General features: G+C 58.3%; 14 protein-coding genes. 2 read left to right on the top strand and 12 right to left on the bottom strand.

Annotated elements, in window-relative coordinates; translation table 11 throughout:
* Positions 1 to 79: 79 nt before the first annotated feature.
* Positions 80 to 955, bottom strand: a complete 876-nt coding sequence (locus H7B67_RS27875) for an AraC family transcriptional regulator (RefSeq protein ID WP_185123174.1) — start codon at positions 953 to 955, stop codon at positions 80 to 82.
* An 86-nt stretch (positions 956 to 1041) separates the two neighbouring features.
* Here H7B67_RS27875 and H7B67_RS27870 point away from each other — a divergent pair, with 86 nt between their 5' ends.
* Entirely contained in the window at positions 1042 to 1428 is a 387-nt protein-coding gene (locus tag H7B67_RS27870; RefSeq protein WP_185123173.1) for a c-type cytochrome, read from the top strand.
* A 114-nt stretch (positions 1429 to 1542) separates the two neighbouring features.
* Here the strand turns inward: H7B67_RS27870 and acpS are convergent, their stop codons facing one another.
* The 6 genes from acpS to H7B67_RS27840 form a co-directional block, all read right to left on the bottom strand.
* Positions 1543 to 1935 (bottom strand): holo-ACP synthase, encoded by a 393-nt coding sequence (gene acpS, locus H7B67_RS27865; RefSeq protein WP_185123172.1) that lies wholly within the window; start codon positions 1933 to 1935, stop codon positions 1543 to 1545.
* 6 nt (positions 1936 to 1941) lie between these two features.
* Positions 1942 to 2751, bottom strand: coding sequence for an ammonia-dependent NAD(+) synthetase (gene nadE, locus H7B67_RS27860; protein ID WP_185123171.1), 810 nt, complete (start codon positions 2749 to 2751; stop codon positions 1942 to 1944).
* Positions 2752 to 2852: 101 nt separating this feature from the next.
* A complete protein-coding gene (locus H7B67_RS27855; RefSeq protein WP_185123170.1) occupies positions 2853 to 3287 on the bottom strand; it encodes a BrxA/BrxB family bacilliredoxin in 435 nt (144 codons plus the stop codon).
* A 107-nt stretch (positions 3288 to 3394) separates the two neighbouring features.
* Positions 3395 to 3838, bottom strand: coding sequence for a DUF3905 domain-containing protein (locus H7B67_RS27850; protein WP_185123169.1), 444 nt, complete (start codon positions 3836 to 3838; stop codon positions 3395 to 3397).
* Positions 3839 to 3856: 18 nt separating this feature from the next.
* Complete coding sequence (locus H7B67_RS27845; RefSeq protein WP_185123168.1) at positions 3857 to 3982, bottom strand: spore protein; 126 nt, start codon at positions 3980 to 3982, stop codon at positions 3857 to 3859.
* Between the two features lie 57 nt (positions 3983 to 4039).
* Entirely contained in the window at positions 4040 to 5704 is a 1665-nt protein-coding gene (locus tag H7B67_RS27840) for an ATP-binding protein (protein ID WP_185123167.1), read from the bottom strand.
* A gap of 226 nt (positions 5705 to 5930) precedes the next feature.
* Here H7B67_RS27840 and H7B67_RS27835 point away from each other — a divergent pair, with 226 nt between their 5' ends.
* Positions 5931 to 7196: a BaiN/RdsA family NAD(P)/FAD-dependent oxidoreductase gene (locus H7B67_RS27835; protein WP_185123166.1), complete on the top strand. Its 1266-nt coding sequence runs from the start codon at positions 5931 to 5933 to the stop codon at positions 7194 to 7196.
* 11 nt (positions 7197 to 7207) lie between these two features.
* Here H7B67_RS27835 and H7B67_RS27830 read toward each other — a convergent pair whose 3' ends face one another.
* From H7B67_RS27830 to H7B67_RS27810, 5 genes are all read right to left on the bottom strand, one after another.
* On the bottom strand, positions 7208 to 8035 hold the full coding sequence (locus tag H7B67_RS27830; RefSeq protein WP_185123165.1) for a carbohydrate ABC transporter permease: 828 nt from the start codon (positions 8033 to 8035) through the stop codon (positions 7208 to 7210).
* Between the two features lie 41 nt (positions 8036 to 8076).
* Positions 8077 to 8973: a carbohydrate ABC transporter permease gene (locus H7B67_RS27825; protein WP_185123164.1), complete on the bottom strand. Its 897-nt coding sequence runs from the start codon at positions 8971 to 8973 to the stop codon at positions 8077 to 8079.
* 208 nt (positions 8974 to 9181) lie between these two features.
* Positions 9182 to 10510 (bottom strand): ABC transporter substrate-binding protein, encoded by a 1329-nt coding sequence (locus H7B67_RS27820; RefSeq protein ID WP_185123163.1) that lies wholly within the window; start codon positions 10508 to 10510, stop codon positions 9182 to 9184.
* A 129-nt stretch (positions 10511 to 10639) separates the two neighbouring features.
* The gene (locus H7B67_RS27815) at positions 10640 to 12766 is read right to left on the bottom strand and encodes an amylo-alpha-1,6-glucosidase (protein ID WP_185123162.1); all 2127 of its coding nucleotides are present in this window, start codon (positions 12764 to 12766) and stop codon (positions 10640 to 10642) included.
* 139 nt (positions 12767 to 12905) lie between these two features.
* Positions 12906 to 13928, bottom strand: a complete 1023-nt coding sequence (locus tag H7B67_RS27810) for a LacI family DNA-binding transcriptional regulator (protein WP_185123161.1) — start codon at positions 13926 to 13928, stop codon at positions 12906 to 12908.
* Positions 13929 to 14038 lie beyond the last annotated feature (110 nt).

The raw sequence follows: 14038 nt of genomic DNA, 5'->3' as shown, positions 1-14038 counted from the left end.
CCGTTCCCCAACCTTCCGCGACATCCGTTCCGCCGCTAGTTTCGTTAATGCTCGATTAGCTTTTTTTTCATCAGATCCGTTATTCGTTCGTTTCCGCTTCCGACGCGCCCGACCCCGGCATTCGGGCCCCCATCTTCCGGTAATGGCTCGGCGTCATCCCCGTGTGCTTCTTGAACATCCTGGAGAAATAATAGATTTTCATGCCGATTCGGCTCGCGACGTCGGACACGTTGCAATCCGGCTGGAGCAGCATGCTTCGGGCGATCTCCATTCGTCTCAGGTTCACGTACTGGATCGGCGCGCAGCCCATCATGCTCTTGAAGAACACGATAAAGTAGTTCGGATGGAGATAGATAAGCCGCGACAGCTCGTCCACCGTGATGTTCTCGGCAATATGTTCGTCTATGTACTTGATGACGACGTTGATCTTCTCCATGTCCTGCGAAGGAATACCTTCGGCGATCGTGTGGATGGGCGGTATGCATTCCAGATAAAGGCTGATCAAATCCAGAATGGCTGCCTTGCTTCTTAATCGCGAAGTGAGTCCGTCGCGCGTCACGTTATGGATGATCTTATCCATCAGGCTGGCGCCTTCGTCATGTACCGAATGAATGACGATCGGCAAGCCGAGGCTATTGTACCAATCCCTCTCCCCGAAGCTGCTTTTGTAGTGCACCCACTTCAGCTTAAGAACTTCTCCCTCTTTGGCTTCAATGGTGTGCGGCGTGCCTGTCAGGACAAGCCCCAGCGTTCCCGGCGCAAGCTCCTCTTCATGCTGGTCCGTCAGCAGCCTGCCTCTCCCCTCCGTCACCAACAGGAAGCGATTGCAATCCATCGCTTTCCAGTTGCCGACGCTTGGCACCCCTTGTTCCTTGCCGGAATCCGCCGCGGCCACCGTCTCGACCTGCATATGTTCGAGGTTGTTCATCAGTATGGTAAAATAGCTAGTAGTCATGTGCGCTCCCCAAGTTGCGTTAAATCTCTTATGCGTATGTAATCGTAACAACATCTTATTATAAGCGAGCGAAGGTGAAGATTGAAATGGTAAGAGTTCCATCCCCGAAAGCCAACTCCTTCCGAACGGTCTCGCAGCTGCTGGCCATTCTCGCGATCGCCTCCTTGTTTTTGGCCGCATGCGGCAAGGACGGCGGCGAAGCCAAGGCTCCGTCCACCGCGAGCGCCAAGCCATTGTCCGGGCCCCAAGAGACGGTAAAGCTTTATCGCAGCAACTGCATCTCCTGCCATGGCACCGAGCTTCAAGGCATGATGGGAGAGGAGAGCAATCTTCAACAGGTCGGAGCGCGCCTTACGAAGGAGCAGATCCAGGCCCAGATCGAGAACGGCGGGAAAATCATGCAGGGCTTCAAGGGAAAATTAAGCGCGGAACAGATCGATGCGATGGCGGAGTGGCTGTCGGAGCATAAATAGTTAATCCCCAAAAGTGACGCAAAGCTCTGTCGTCGATTCCGATTACTTTTGGGGGGGGCCCCCGAATAACAAAGAGAGCCCGAACGCCTTCTCCGGCGCTAGGGCTCTCCTTCGCTATATTCGTTCCGCGATAGCCGTCGCGGAGGCCATGCTTCTCTCGTGCGTAATCGCCACGTGAAGGCGATGGAGCTCTTCCTTGAGGCCGAGCCGCTCCCACGCTTCGGGCGACAATCGGCAGCAGGGCCTGCCGGAAGAGTCCGGCAGCACTTCGATATCCTGAAACCCGACGGCGCTGCCGATGCCGCAGCCTAGCGCCTTCACGACCGCTTCCTTGGCGGCGAATCGTCCCGAGACGAACTCCGCCAGACGGCGGCCGGACATGACGCGGCTGCGTTCCCGCTCGCCTTCCGTCAGCACTCTTGCCGCGAACCGGGAGCCCGCGGAGCCGGCGAGAAGCTTGTCCACTCTCTCCAGCTCCACCATATCCAATCCGACGCCGACGATCATCGGCCGTCAGATGCCCGGAATCGGCGAACGCTTGTGTTCCGTGCGCAGGTAATGGCGCTCCAGCACTTCCCGGGCGGCGGCGTCGATCTCCTTGCCTTCCAGGTAGTCGCTGTTCGCCTCATACGAGACGCCGAGCTCGGCTTCGTCCGTCTGCCCTTCCCACAGCCCGGCCGTCGGAGCTTTGGTAATGACCTCTTGCGGAACTCCAAGGCGAGCGGCGATCTCGCGGACCTGACGCTTGTTAAGCGAGCTGAGCGGCGTAATGTCGACCGCTCCGTCTCCCCACTTCGTATAGAAGCCGGTGAGAGCCTCGGAAGCATGGTCCGTGCCGACGACGAGCAGGTTCATGTCGAACGCGAGCGCATACTGGATCACCATCCGCGTGCGGGCTTTGACGTTGCCCTTGCCTCCGCGGCTGATATGGCGCGGAGTTCCGAGGGCCTTGAAGGCGTACTCCGTCTCCAGCACGACTTCGTCCACCGCTTCGGCGATATTCGTCTCTACTTTATGAGTCAGGTTGAACGCTTCGGCCACCGCGTAGCTGTGGTCGATGTCCTCTTGCTCGCCGTAAGGCTGGAAGACTCCAAGAGTAATGTATTCCTTGCCGGTCTCTTGGGAGAGCTCATCCGTCGCGCGCTTGCACAGGCCGGTCGCGACCGCGCTGTCCACGCCTCCGCTGATCGCGATCAGCAGCCCCGTCGTCTTCGAGTTTAATACGTATTCCTTAAGGAAATCGACCCTTCTTCTGATCTCCCCGTCGACGTCAATCGTCGGCTTCACTCCGAGCTTGCCGATAATCTCCTGTTGAAGGCTCATGCATCTCGCTCCTATCCCGCTTGTTAACTTTATCCATCGGAAATAATCAAAAAAACTCCCGCAAGCTCACTTGCGAACCGGCGGGATGGCTTATCGTTCTATCAACGGCAGAAGCGATCGAACGCGGCGGTCAGATCGGCGGCGATGTCGTCCGCGCTGCGGTTCTCGATCTGATGGCGCTCGATAAAGTGCACGAGCTCTCCGTCCTTCATCAGGGCGATGGATGGAGAAGAAGGCGGGTATGGCGCGAAATATTCGCGAGCCTTAGCCGTCGCTTCCTTGTCTTGGCCCGCGAACACCGTGAATAGGTGATCCGGCACGACGTCGTGCTGCAACGCTTCCGCAACGCCCGGACGGGCTTGGCCGGCCGCGCAGCCGCAGACGGAATTGACGACGACGAGCGTCGTTCCCTTCGCGTTAGGGAGCGCTTCTTCGACTTCCTCGGGAGTCCGAAGCTCCTTGATTCCAACCCGGGTCAGATCGTCGCGCATCGGTTGGATCATGTCGAACATGTATCTCTCAAATGACATTGACATTAGTGTCAACCTCTCTTCCTGCATCCGATTTGGCGGACCTATCCGCTTACTTTTTATTATAAGCTTTGACTGGAAAACCGTCAAAAGAACGAACCCCGACGAGAGCGTCAGGGTTCGTCCAATACCTCGGGCACCGGATAGTAACTTTCGTATTCGTCTTCCAGGTCGAGCGGGTTGTCGGCTATCCGGCTTAAGTCGGCTGTTTGGTGGGTCGGATGCATAAAATTCCCCGTGCGCGGAGGAATGCCCTCCTCGAATATATCGCGATTCTCCCGCGTACGAAATCCGATATCCTTATAGGGATGCACCCATTCGTCCCCCGCCATGACGGCGGGATCCGTCTCTTCGCTCCACTGCTCGAGCGGCGAGTTATCGGACTCGTAATCGTGATCTCCGATAACGACTCCGTGCGAATTGATGAACGGCTCCCGCGGGCCCCTGTTTTCGCGGAATTCCGGTCTGAACTCAATCTCGAACGGATCCGGCGCAGCTTCGTCGCGACCCGAGCCGGGGAGAGACGAAGCCCCCGTCCCGGGCTTCCTGTTCGTCATGTCGATCTGGCCTTCCGCTCAAGTCGACGGCCGATTCGGACCGTCCAGCTTCTTGTCGAATCCCGGGGCCTCGGGTTGCTTGTTCTTGCCGCCGTCGCCCGCGCTCTTGCGACCGAGCGGAGCCGGACCTTGTGGATTAGGCATGGGAGCATCCTCCTTGTCTGGATGGTTCCCTCCTATTGTGAACAGGAACGTCTTCGTTTATGCGCCCGCCGTCAATTGGCCGGCTTTGTATTTATTGAACGATACGATAAAAGTCGTTCCTTCCCCGGTCTTCGATTCCACCTGGATTTTCCCGTGGTGGCGTTCGACGATGCTTAGGCACAGGGCAAGACCGAGCCCGGTTCCGTTGGTCTTGGTCGTGAAGAACGGCTCGAACAGCCGCTCCAGCTTCTCCGGCGGAATCCCGATGCCGGTATCCCGTACCTTGAGCTGGACGCCGTCCTCGATATTCTTCAGTTCGATCCGGAGAATGCCCTTGTCCGTCATAGCCTCCATCCCGTTGCGGGCGAGGTTCAGGATAAGCTGCTTGATCTCCTTGACGTTCAACTCCAGCGGCTGGATATCCTCTTCGATCCGCAGCTCGATCATCTGGCCGCGCATGTTCGCGTCGGCCGAGATCAGCGGCATCAAATCCTCGAGCACTTCGTTCAGCTTTCTCGTGTTCTTCTCCACGATCCGGTTCTGCGCCAGCGACAAGAAGTCGTTGATGATGTTGTTGGCTCTATCCAGCTCTTGAAGAATAATGTGAAAATAAGAATGGTGCTCGTTCGGGCTTCGCTCGTTCAGAAGCTGGATAAAGCCCCGGATGACGGCCATCGGATTGCGGATCTCGTGGGTGATGCTTGCCGCCATCTGGCCTACGAGGCTTAACCGCTCCATTTTGTCCACTTCGTCCTTGAGCTGCTGAAGCTCCGTCATGTCGTGGGCGATCAGCACGGCTCCGGTCTCTTGCTTGGCTTCGTCCCTCCAGGCGCATACCGCCGTATAAAAAAGCCGATTGCGGAACCGGACCACCTCCGACTCCCGTTCGGCTCCCTTCATTACCTTGGTAATGGAATCGAACAGCGTCTCGCTGCCGAACATGTTCAGTACCGACCAATAAGGCCGGTGAAGCACGCCCGACCTGTCATAGGGGGATAGAAGCTTAAGCGCCATCTCGTTCAGCTGCGTGATTCTGCCCTGGCCGTCGATAAAGATCGCCACGAGCGGAGAGATATCGATAAACTCCTGGAGCCGCTTCACTTCCTTGCGGTAATTCGAGCTCACCTCTTGCAATTCGACTTGGAGCTTGATCCGGTCGATAGACAGTTCGAGAGTTTGGATCGAGAACAAGATGATGGCGGCCGAACCCAGCCCGAAGATGACGATGTACATCCAATACCAGAAGCCCGAATCTCCCGTATTGGCGTCATGAATCGCAGCCACTACAAACGGGATGGAGGTCGCCAGGAAGCCGCAAAACCCGATTCGCAGCCTTCCGGCCCGATCGGCGGCCTGAAACCGCTGAATTCGCGTGAATAGATAAGGAACGATCAACAAGAAAAACAATCCGAGAAGCGCGATCGAGAAGGTTGTCGATACTTGGAGCAAGCGCGAAACCATGTAGAGGACGGTAAGCAGCGAAGCCCCGGGTATTCCTCCGTACAGCGAACCGATTATGTAGGGGATAAGCCTGAAGTTAATGATGCTCTCCGAGTGCAAGGGGTATCTGCTGAGCATCCCCAGAAGCAGCGAAACTCCGCTCGCCGCGACGATCGCGACGGGGATATGTCGAAGTCGCTCCGGCTTCGTCAGCCATAGGAGCATGGCCCCGATCGGCAACAATGCAATAAGAGTTTGCAGCAGAATGTATTGCCAGACCAAGTACACTCAGCTCCTATGAACGCGATTAGTAGTCCTTATTGACTGTATGCAATCTGATTAAAACACAACTGACGTATGTTTACAATAATAACCATAGGTTGTCGAATATTGAAGCAGATTTTATTTGCGTTAAGCAGTCATTTGATAGTCGTTAAACTTTCATTTGTTCTCCGCGACGGCTAAAATGGGAACAAAGATGTCATACAGAAAGCGACGGGATGGTTTTATGTGGGATGTAATCGTCATAGGAGGAGGTCCGGCCGGCTTAATGGCGTCGATCGCGGCGGCGGAAGGCGGAGCCCGGACGCTTCTATTGGATAAAGGAGACAAGCTGGGCCGCAAGCTCGGGATATCCGGGGGCGGGCGCTGCAATGTCACGAATAACAAGGACACGCAGGAGCTGATCCGCTTCATTCCCGGCAACGGGAGGTTTCTTCACAGCGCGCTGTCCGCGTTCGGAAGCCCGGAGATCATCTCCTTCTTCGAGGAGCTGGGGATCGCGGTCAAGGAAGAGGATCATGGCCGGATGTTCCCGGCGTCGGATAAGGCCAAGACGGTCGTGGATACGCTCGTGAACCGGGTGAAGGAGCTGGACGTGACCATTAAGGTTCATCAAACGGTGGAAAAGGTTCTGTACGAGGAGGGCCGGGTGAAGGGAGTACGCGTCACTTCGGGAGCGGAGATCGCCGCGCCTTGCGTCATTCTCGCGACGGGGGGCAAGTCCGTTCCGCACACGGGGTCGACCGGGGACGGTTATGCCTGGGCGGAAGAGGCGGGGCACACGATCACGGATCTCTATCCGACGGAGGTTCCGATCACCTCCGACGAGCCGTGGATCGAGAGCCGCGAGCTGCAAGGCCTCTCGCTGCGGGGCAGCGTGCTGACCGTTCTGAACGGGAAGGGCAAGAAGCTGATCTCCCATGAAGGAGATATGATCTTCACCCACTTCGGACTGTCGGGCCCTGCCGCCCTGCGTTGCAGCCAGTTCGTCGTGAAGGCGCTGCGGGACGGGCAAGGGCCGGTAACCGTAGCTATCGATCTGCTTCCCGGAGAGTCGGCCGAGAGGCTGGCCGCCGATTGGGGAGTCGCTTCCCGCTCCGAGCCGAAGAAGGCGGTCAAGACGCTTATCCGCCAGAAGCTGACCGAACGGCTCGTCCCTCTCGTTCTCCGTCTCGCCGGACTCGATCCGGACGAAGGCGTCGCGAACGTCTCTCGCGCCAAGTGGGAAGCCCTCGCCAAGCTGTGCAAGGGCTTGCCGGTCAACGCCTCGGGAACGCTCTCCATCGAGGAAGCGTTCATCACCGGAGGCGGGGTAAGCGTCAAGGAAGTCGACCCTCGAACGATGGAGTCGAAGAAGTGCTCGGGACTGTACTTCTGCGGAGAAATTCTGGACATTCACGGCTATACCGGCGGTTATAACATAACAGCCGCCTTCTCGTCCGGCCGGGCGGCCGGAACGGCGGCGGCTGAAGCGAGCGCGGCGGCTAGGTAACGCTCGGGCGTTTACTTGCTGCCCGTGAACGTAACGCCCTGCACGAAGAATCGGTTGAAGAAGATATAGATGAGCAAGGCAGGCAGCGTCATGATGATAGAGGCGGCCATGATGTAGTTCCAGAAGCTGATGTATTGGCCCTTGAACGTGTTGAGGCCGATGGACAAGGTGAACATCGCCTTGTCGGACATCAGCATGAGCGGCTTCAGGAATTCGTTCCACGCGCCCATGAAGATAAAGATCGTCTGCGCGGCCAGCGCCGGCTTGGCGAGCGGGAGCACGACGCGGAAGAACGTGCCGAACCGGCCGAGCCCGTCAAGCTGGGAAGCCTCCTCCAGCTCCCTCGGGAAGTTGATGAAGAACTGCCGCATCATGAAGATGTAGGTGGCCTGGGCGGCCATCGGCACGATGATCGCCTGGTAGCTGTTGAGCCACCCGAGCTCTTTGATGATCAGGTAGCTCGGGATGATCGTCAGCTGTCCCGGAATCATGATCATGCCCAGGATGCTATAGAACATGAGCGTGCTTCCCGGGAACTTGATGCGCGCGAGCGCGTAGCCCGCCATGGAGTTGAACAGCAGGTTAAACGCGGTGACGGACAGCGCGATGATCGCGCTGTTCAGGAACCAACGCGTGAACAGCGGCTCCTGACGAAAGATCGTCCTGTAATTATCGAAAGTGAAGTGCTTCGGAATAATATGCATCCCGCCGGACACGATCTCCGGCATGGACTTGAACGAAGCGGACAGCGCCCACAAGAACGGAACGAATGTAATGACCGCGTAAATGCCGAGAATGACGTACACCAACGGCTTCAATCGTTTCGCCGCTCGACTCATGATGATTCCCCTCCTAGATTGCCATTTTCCCCGCAAGCCCCTTAGTTCAGCTTCTCTTCCCGGAAGAAGAAGCGCTGGATCACCGTAATGAGCATGATCACGACGGCCAGCATGAACGCCAGCGCGGAAGCGTAGCCCATGTCGAGATTCTTGAACGCGTATTGATAGATCAGCAGCACCATCGTCAGCGTCGCGTTGTTCGGACCGCCGGAGCCGGCCGAGAAGATGTACGATTGGTCGAACAGCTGGAACGTCCCGATGATCCCCATGACGACGACATAGAAGGTCACCGGCTTCAATTGAGGAACCGTGATGCGCCAGAACTTCTGCCAGACGCCCGCTCCGTCGATCTCCGCCGCCTCGTATTGGGATTGGGGAATGTCCTGGAGCGCCGCTAGGTAGATCACCATGAAGAGAGGCGCCGTCGACCAGATGTTCATGATCATGATTCCGGCGAGCGCCACGCTGGGGTCTCCCAGCCAGTTATATGTCGGCAACCCGACCTTCTCCAGCAGGAAGTTCAGCAGCCCGTTCGTGTTGTAGATCCACATGAAGATCAGCACGAGAACCGCGGAGGAGGTCACCGTCGGCAAGTAGTAGGCCACGCGGAAAAAATTGCGGAAGCGGATCTTCATATTGAGAATGGAAGCGAGCACGAGCGCGAGAATCGTCTGAGACGGCACGACGATCAGCGCGTATCGCGCCGTGTTCCGCAAGGCGATCCACAGCCTCTGGTCGTCGATCATCCGCTCGAAATTCGCCGTTCCGGTGAACTTGTAGCTTACCTCTCCCAATAGATTGACTTTGTGAACCGACAAGAAGATCGCATATAGAATCGGGAGCAGCAGAAAACAGCCCAGAATCAGGATCGCCGGCGACATGAAGCCGTAGCCCGCCGCCGCTTCCCTTAAGCGATTATTGCCCGCACGTTTGGACATACCGGCACGTTCCCTTCTTTAATGAAATGATTTCTCGCCTGGACGCGAAACGGCTGAAGCCAAGCCAATACGCCTCTGGCGTCTTTATGGCGCCGGGAGCCCGGCTTCACCCGTCTGGGGCCCAAGCGGCCCGCAAGATCGAAGCTCGGGCGGCTTTCGGGATCCGCCCGGGCTTTGATCGGTCTTGCGACGCGTCTCGTCCGGCCTGTTACTGGGCAGCCTTGATCTCGTTGTTGGCCGTGTCTTGAGCGCTCTTCATCGCATCCTCGAGCTTCGATTGCCCCGTGTAAGCCGCGATGAATTGGTTGTTGAAGTTGTTCATGATCGTCGGCAGCGTGGAGCCCGCTTGCCATGTGGTCGCGTAGGAGCCCCCGGCGACGAGAGCGCCGCGCAGCGGATCCTTGTCGTAGCCGAGCTCGGCGGAGACGGACTTGCGCGTCGGCAAGGCGAAGCCCTTGCTCGTCCAGGTCTTCATGCCTTCCTTGCCGGTCAGGTAGGAGATCAGCTTCCATGCCGCTTCTTTATGCTTGCTCTCCTTGTTCATGACGTAGCCGACGGTGAACGCCATCGTGCCCTTCTTGCCGTTGACGGTCGGCACTTCCGCCGTCGCGAAGTCGAGATCCTTGAAGTTGGTTTGCAGATACGGGATCGCCCAGTTGCCTTCGATGACCATGGCCGCTTTGCCCTGGCCGAACATCTCCCCGCCCCAGCCGGCGCCGACGTCGGACGGCTGGCCGGCCGTCTTGGCGACCAGATGCTGGTCGATGACCAGCTGCAGACCCTTCAAGCCTTCCGGCGTCGCGAAGGCCGCTTGTCCTTGGTCGTCCGCCAGCTTGCCGCCGAAGGCTTGAATCATGAACATCTGGCGAGCCAGCTCCGGCGCTTGGCCGAGACCGTAGACGGACACCTTGCTGCCGCTCTTCTGCGTGAGCTTCTCGGCAACCGCCTGCAGCTCGTCCCAGGTCGTCGGAGGGTTCGCGATTCCGGCGTCGGCGAACATCTTTTTGTTATAGAAGAGAGCCAGAGTGGACGTGTCCTTCGGGAACCCGTACGTCTTGCCGTCGGTCGACTTGAACGCGTCCAGCATCGGAGTCTCGAAGTCTCCCAGGTCGAAGTCATCCGTCACATAGCCGTCGAGCGGCTCCAGCACGTTCTTCTCCATCAGGCCCGGCGCTTCGAACGCGTCGAGATAGAAGACGTCCGGCGCTTCTCCGCCGATGAGGCGCGTCTTGATGACGTCCATGTACTGATCGGCTATGACCTCGTACTTCACCTTGATCGTCGGGTTCTTCGCCTGGAATTCGTCCAGCACCTGCTGAAGCAGCGCTTGCTCCTCAGGGGAAGAAGACCATCCGGCGAAGGTAATCTCCGTCGTTTCGGCCGGTGCCGAAGCCGAGGAGGCCGCCGACGAGGAAGCCGAAGGCGAGGCCGCGGGGGACGAAGCCCCCTCGTTCGAGTTCGAGTTGCTGCCGCAAGCGGAGAGCGCCATAGCGGAAGATAATAGAAGTGCCGTACCTGCAATCCATTTCCGTGACATATTCCTAACTCCTCCCTTTTGTATGCTATTTATAAATTAAGCGTTTGCAGATTCCGCGGAGGAGAAGCGGCCTTGGCACCGGAGGTACCTTCCGGCCTCGGCCTTCTTCCCCAGCCCGGCCTCTTCCGCCTAATTCCATGAGCGGCTCGGCGCGGCTTCGGCTGCTTCGAGACGAAGCCCGCTCGTATTCTCGAGAACCCGCGCCGTAACCGGGCCGCCGTTCCCGCCGCGGAGAATCTCCGCCGACAGCAGCCCCTCCCCTACCGGCAGGTGGCGCACGACAAGGCGATCGATGCCTTCCGGCAGGAACGGGCTGAGCTTGAACGTGCCTTCAAGCGCGTTCGGCTCCAGGCCGAGCATCGCCTGCAGGATGACGATCGACGTTCCGGCAGCCCATGCTTGCGGCGAGCAGGCGACGGGGTAAGAGACCGGATAGCCGATTTCGTCCCCGTAGCCGCAGAACAGCTCCGGCAGGCGGGCGTACTCGAACTGCGCGGCCGACTTCAACAATCCGCCGACAACGGTCCGAGCCGCCTCGAGCTGGCCCGTTCGGCTCAGCCCCAGCAGGATGAGCGAGTTGTCGTGAGGCCAGACGCTTCCGTCATGGTAGCTCATCGGATTGTACCCCGTCGCTTCGGCGGACATCGTGCGAATGCCGTAGCCGCTGAACATATCCGGGGCGATCAGCCTCTCGGCGACAAGCCGAGCTTTTTCAGGCGACAGAATGCCGCTCATCAGAAGATGGCCCGGGTTCGATGTGACGGAGCGGACTTGCTCATTCTCTCCGTCCAGCGCGATCGCATAGTAAGCTTCGTCTTCCATCCAGAAGGCGGAATCCAGCGCCTGCTTCAGCTTGGCCGCTTCGGCGCGAAGCTTGTCGGCCTTCTCCTTGCGTCCAAGCTTCTCCAGCACGGGTGCCAGTCTGCTCTTCGCTTGATAGACGTAGCCTTGCACTTCGATTAGCGCGATAGGAGCCTTGGCGAAGCGACCGTCCTTATGCACGACGGAATCCTCGGAATCCTTCCAGCCCTGATTGGCGATACCCTTCGACGATTCCTGGAAGTACTCGACGAAGCCGTCTCCGTCGCGGTCGCCGTGGTCGCCGATCCAATCCAGAGCTCTCTCGATCGCAGGCATCAACGCTTCAATGGAAGAAGAGTCGCCCGTCCAGTGAACGTATTCCGCCGCCAGAAGCAGGAACAGGGGAGTGGAGTCGATGCTTCCGTAATACGGGGAGAACGGCACCTGGCCGGATTTGGAGAGCTCCCCGCTGCGCAGCTCGTGCATGATCTTGCCCGGCTGCTCGTCCTTCCAGCCGTCCGTTTGCGTTCCCTGATGCGCGGCCATCATTCTCAGCGTGCCGAGCGCGATCGAAGGATCGAGAGGCAGCATCTGCAGCGCGGCGATCAGACTGTCTCTTCCGAACGGTACGGCGTACCAAGGCAAGCCCGCCACCGGGAACGGTCCGAAGCCGAAGTCGGACAGCAGCACCTGCAAGTCCTGCACGCCTCGTTCGTACAATCGGTTAAAGACCTCGTTGTCGCTCGTCGCGTCCGTTACCTTCGCCCGCCAACGCTCCTCCGCCTGCCTCAGCTCCGCGAGAGCTTGCCCGGGCTCCAGGACAACCGGCTTCTCCCCTTCAATGGAAGGAGACACCGTCAGCCGGAGCCGCTTGGACTCGGCCGGCATCAGCTCGACCCGGAATTCGATCTCGCCCTCCTCGTTCGCCGATTCCGCTTGGACGTCCCACCGGACGGAGACCGCCTTGGAGATGCCGTCCGCGCCGCGGTATTCGGAGCTCCAGCCGAAGAGGCTCGCCTCGCGTCCCAAGACGCTTCCCAGCTTATCCGCCGGCTGGAAGCCGCGGACGAGGAACATGTCGGCGAAGTCGGCTCCGATTCGCAGCGACAACCGGAACGAAACCGGCTTGGTCGAGTAATTCGTCAAGGAAACGTTCTCATATAACACGTCTCCATAGATGAACCTTTCGCGGTTGACCTCGACCGATTCTCTCCATAAGAGAAGCTCCCCGTTCTCGGTCATGTGCTCATTGGTCAGGCGGAACGTCGCGATGTAATTCTCGTTCGCCGCCGATGACAGAAGCACCGGGCGCTTGCCGTTGATCGCGAGCTCGAAGCGGCTCAGGAATCGCGTGTCCCTCTTGTACAGACCGTTAGGCGTTTCTTCGCCGGATACGTCCCCGTGTCGATCCGTCATCAGGAACAAATCGTTGTTTTTAATCACTCTGTAGTCCATGGCGCTCTCCCCCGTTTTTGCTTATATTTTTCTAAGACTTGGCTTACATTAACCATTCCCTGGGTTTTCCGAAACGTTTTGGGTACTTGCCGAAAAAAGAATCCGAAACGTTTCGGATTTCGCGTAAAAAAAGGGAAGATCATCTATTTCCCTTTGGGGCCGTGCTCTCCCGGACGATCAGCTGATTGCCCAGGATGACTTTGCGGCTGTCGGTGCGGTCGTCCAGCATGTCGATCAGCAATTGGGCTCCGCGGTAGCCCATCTCGTATTTGTCCTGCCGGATCGTCGTCAGCTTCGGCGAGCAATACGCGGCGATGCTGATGTCGTCGAACCCGACGACGGACATATCCTCCGGAACCCGCCGCCCCATGCGCTCCAGCGTCCTCATCGCCCCGAGCGCCATCAGGTCGCTCGCGCAGAAGACGGCCGTCGTCTCCGGATGGCGGAGCAGAATCTGGTACATCGCCTCGGCGCCTCCGTCTTCGGTGAAGGCTCCGTCGTAAACCAGCTCCTGCCGGAACGGAACTCCCGCCTTGGCAAGGGCGTCCTTGTAGCCGTCCAATCTCTCCTTGCTGACGAACGCTTGGTTGTGGCCATTGATCATCGCGATCTCGCGGTGGCCGCCGTCGAGGAGATGCTGGACCGCCATCGCGGCTCCGGCTCTGCTGTCGGAGGCGATATACGCCACGTTGTCCCCGGTTCGCGGAATATCGATCAACACGCAAGGGAACGAATTCTGGTCGATGACCTCCTGCAAGTAAGGATCGTCCAGACGCAAGCCGGAGATGATCGCGCCTTCCACGTTTCTCTCCTTGCAGAGCGCGGTATAGGACTTCTCCATCTGCTTGGAAGGGTTGGTGCTGAAGAGCAGCAAATCGTAATTCAAATCTCCCGCCCGGTCGTTGATGCCGCAAAGAACCTCATAGGCGAACGCGTCCTTCGCTCCCGCCCGGTTGATATCGGAGATGATGAGACCTATCGTCCTAGTCTTCTTGGATACGAGGCTTCGGGCGACCGCGTTCGGGCTATAGGACAGTTCCTCGGCGACTTGTTTGATCTTCTTGCGCGTCGTCTCGCTCACGTCGTCGTAACCGTTTAGCGCTCGGGAGACGGTCGTCACGGAGACGCCGGCCTTGCGAGCTATGTCTTTAATGGTCGCCATCGATGCTTCACCTTTCCAAAACGTTTCGGATTCATTATAAAGCGAGAACTTCTTACTTTGCAAGCGCTTTATGATATTTTTTCGCTAAAGCAGTCATAACCACCGGCTTA

The organism is Cohnella thailandensis, from assembly GCF_014212135.1.
In the GTDB taxonomy this organism is placed as follows: domain Bacteria; phylum Bacillota; class Bacilli; order Paenibacillales; family Paenibacillaceae; genus Cohnella; species Cohnella thailandensis.
Note: the sequence above shows the minus strand (reverse complement) of the source record. Positions and strands in the feature narration are given on the sequence as shown.

What these genes read in the sequence shown, in the direction of transcription:
- H7B67_RS27835 (WP_185123166.1), top strand. Translation starts at nt 5,931, where the DNA reads ATGTGGGATGTAATCGTCATAGGAGGAGGTCCGGCCGGCTTAATGGCG.
- H7B67_RS27850 (WP_185123169.1), bottom strand. Translation starts at nt 3,838, where the DNA reads ATGACGAACAGGAAGCCCGGGACGGGGGCTTCGTCTCTCCCCGGCTCG.
- H7B67_RS27815 (WP_185123162.1), bottom strand. Translation starts at nt 12,766, where the DNA reads ATGGACTACAGAGTGATTAAAAACAACGATTTGTTCCTGATGACGGAT.
- acpS (WP_185123172.1), bottom strand. Translation starts at nt 1,935, where the DNA reads ATGATCGTCGGCGTCGGATTGGATATGGTGGAGCTGGAGAGAGTGGAC.
- H7B67_RS27870 (WP_185123173.1), top strand. Translation starts at nt 1,042, where the DNA reads ATGGTAAGAGTTCCATCCCCGAAAGCCAACTCCTTCCGAACGGTCTCG.
- H7B67_RS27855 (WP_185123170.1), bottom strand. Translation starts at nt 3,287, where the DNA reads ATGTCAATGTCATTTGAGAGATACATGTTCGACATGATCCAACCGATG.
- H7B67_RS27810 (WP_185123161.1), bottom strand. Translation starts at nt 13,928, where the DNA reads ATGGCGACCATTAAAGACATAGCTCGCAAGGCCGGCGTCTCCGTGACG.
- H7B67_RS27875 (WP_185123174.1), bottom strand. Translation starts at nt 955, where the DNA reads ATGACTACTAGCTATTTTACCATACTGATGAACAACCTCGAACATATG.
- H7B67_RS27845 (WP_185123168.1), bottom strand. Translation starts at nt 3,982, where the DNA reads ATGCCTAATCCACAAGGTCCGGCTCCGCTCGGTCGCAAGAGCGCGGGC.
- H7B67_RS27830 (WP_185123165.1), bottom strand. Translation starts at nt 8,035, where the DNA reads ATGAGTCGAGCGGCGAAACGATTGAAGCCGTTGGTGTACGTCATTCTC.
- H7B67_RS27825 (WP_185123164.1), bottom strand. Translation starts at nt 8,973, where the DNA reads ATGTCCAAACGTGCGGGCAATAATCGCTTAAGGGAAGCGGCGGCGGGC.
- nadE (WP_185123171.1), bottom strand. Translation starts at nt 2,751, where the DNA reads ATGAGCCTTCAACAGGAGATTATCGGCAAGCTCGGAGTGAAGCCGACG.
- H7B67_RS27820 (WP_185123163.1), bottom strand. Translation starts at nt 10,510, where the DNA reads ATGTCACGGAAATGGATTGCAGGTACGGCACTTCTATTATCTTCCGCT.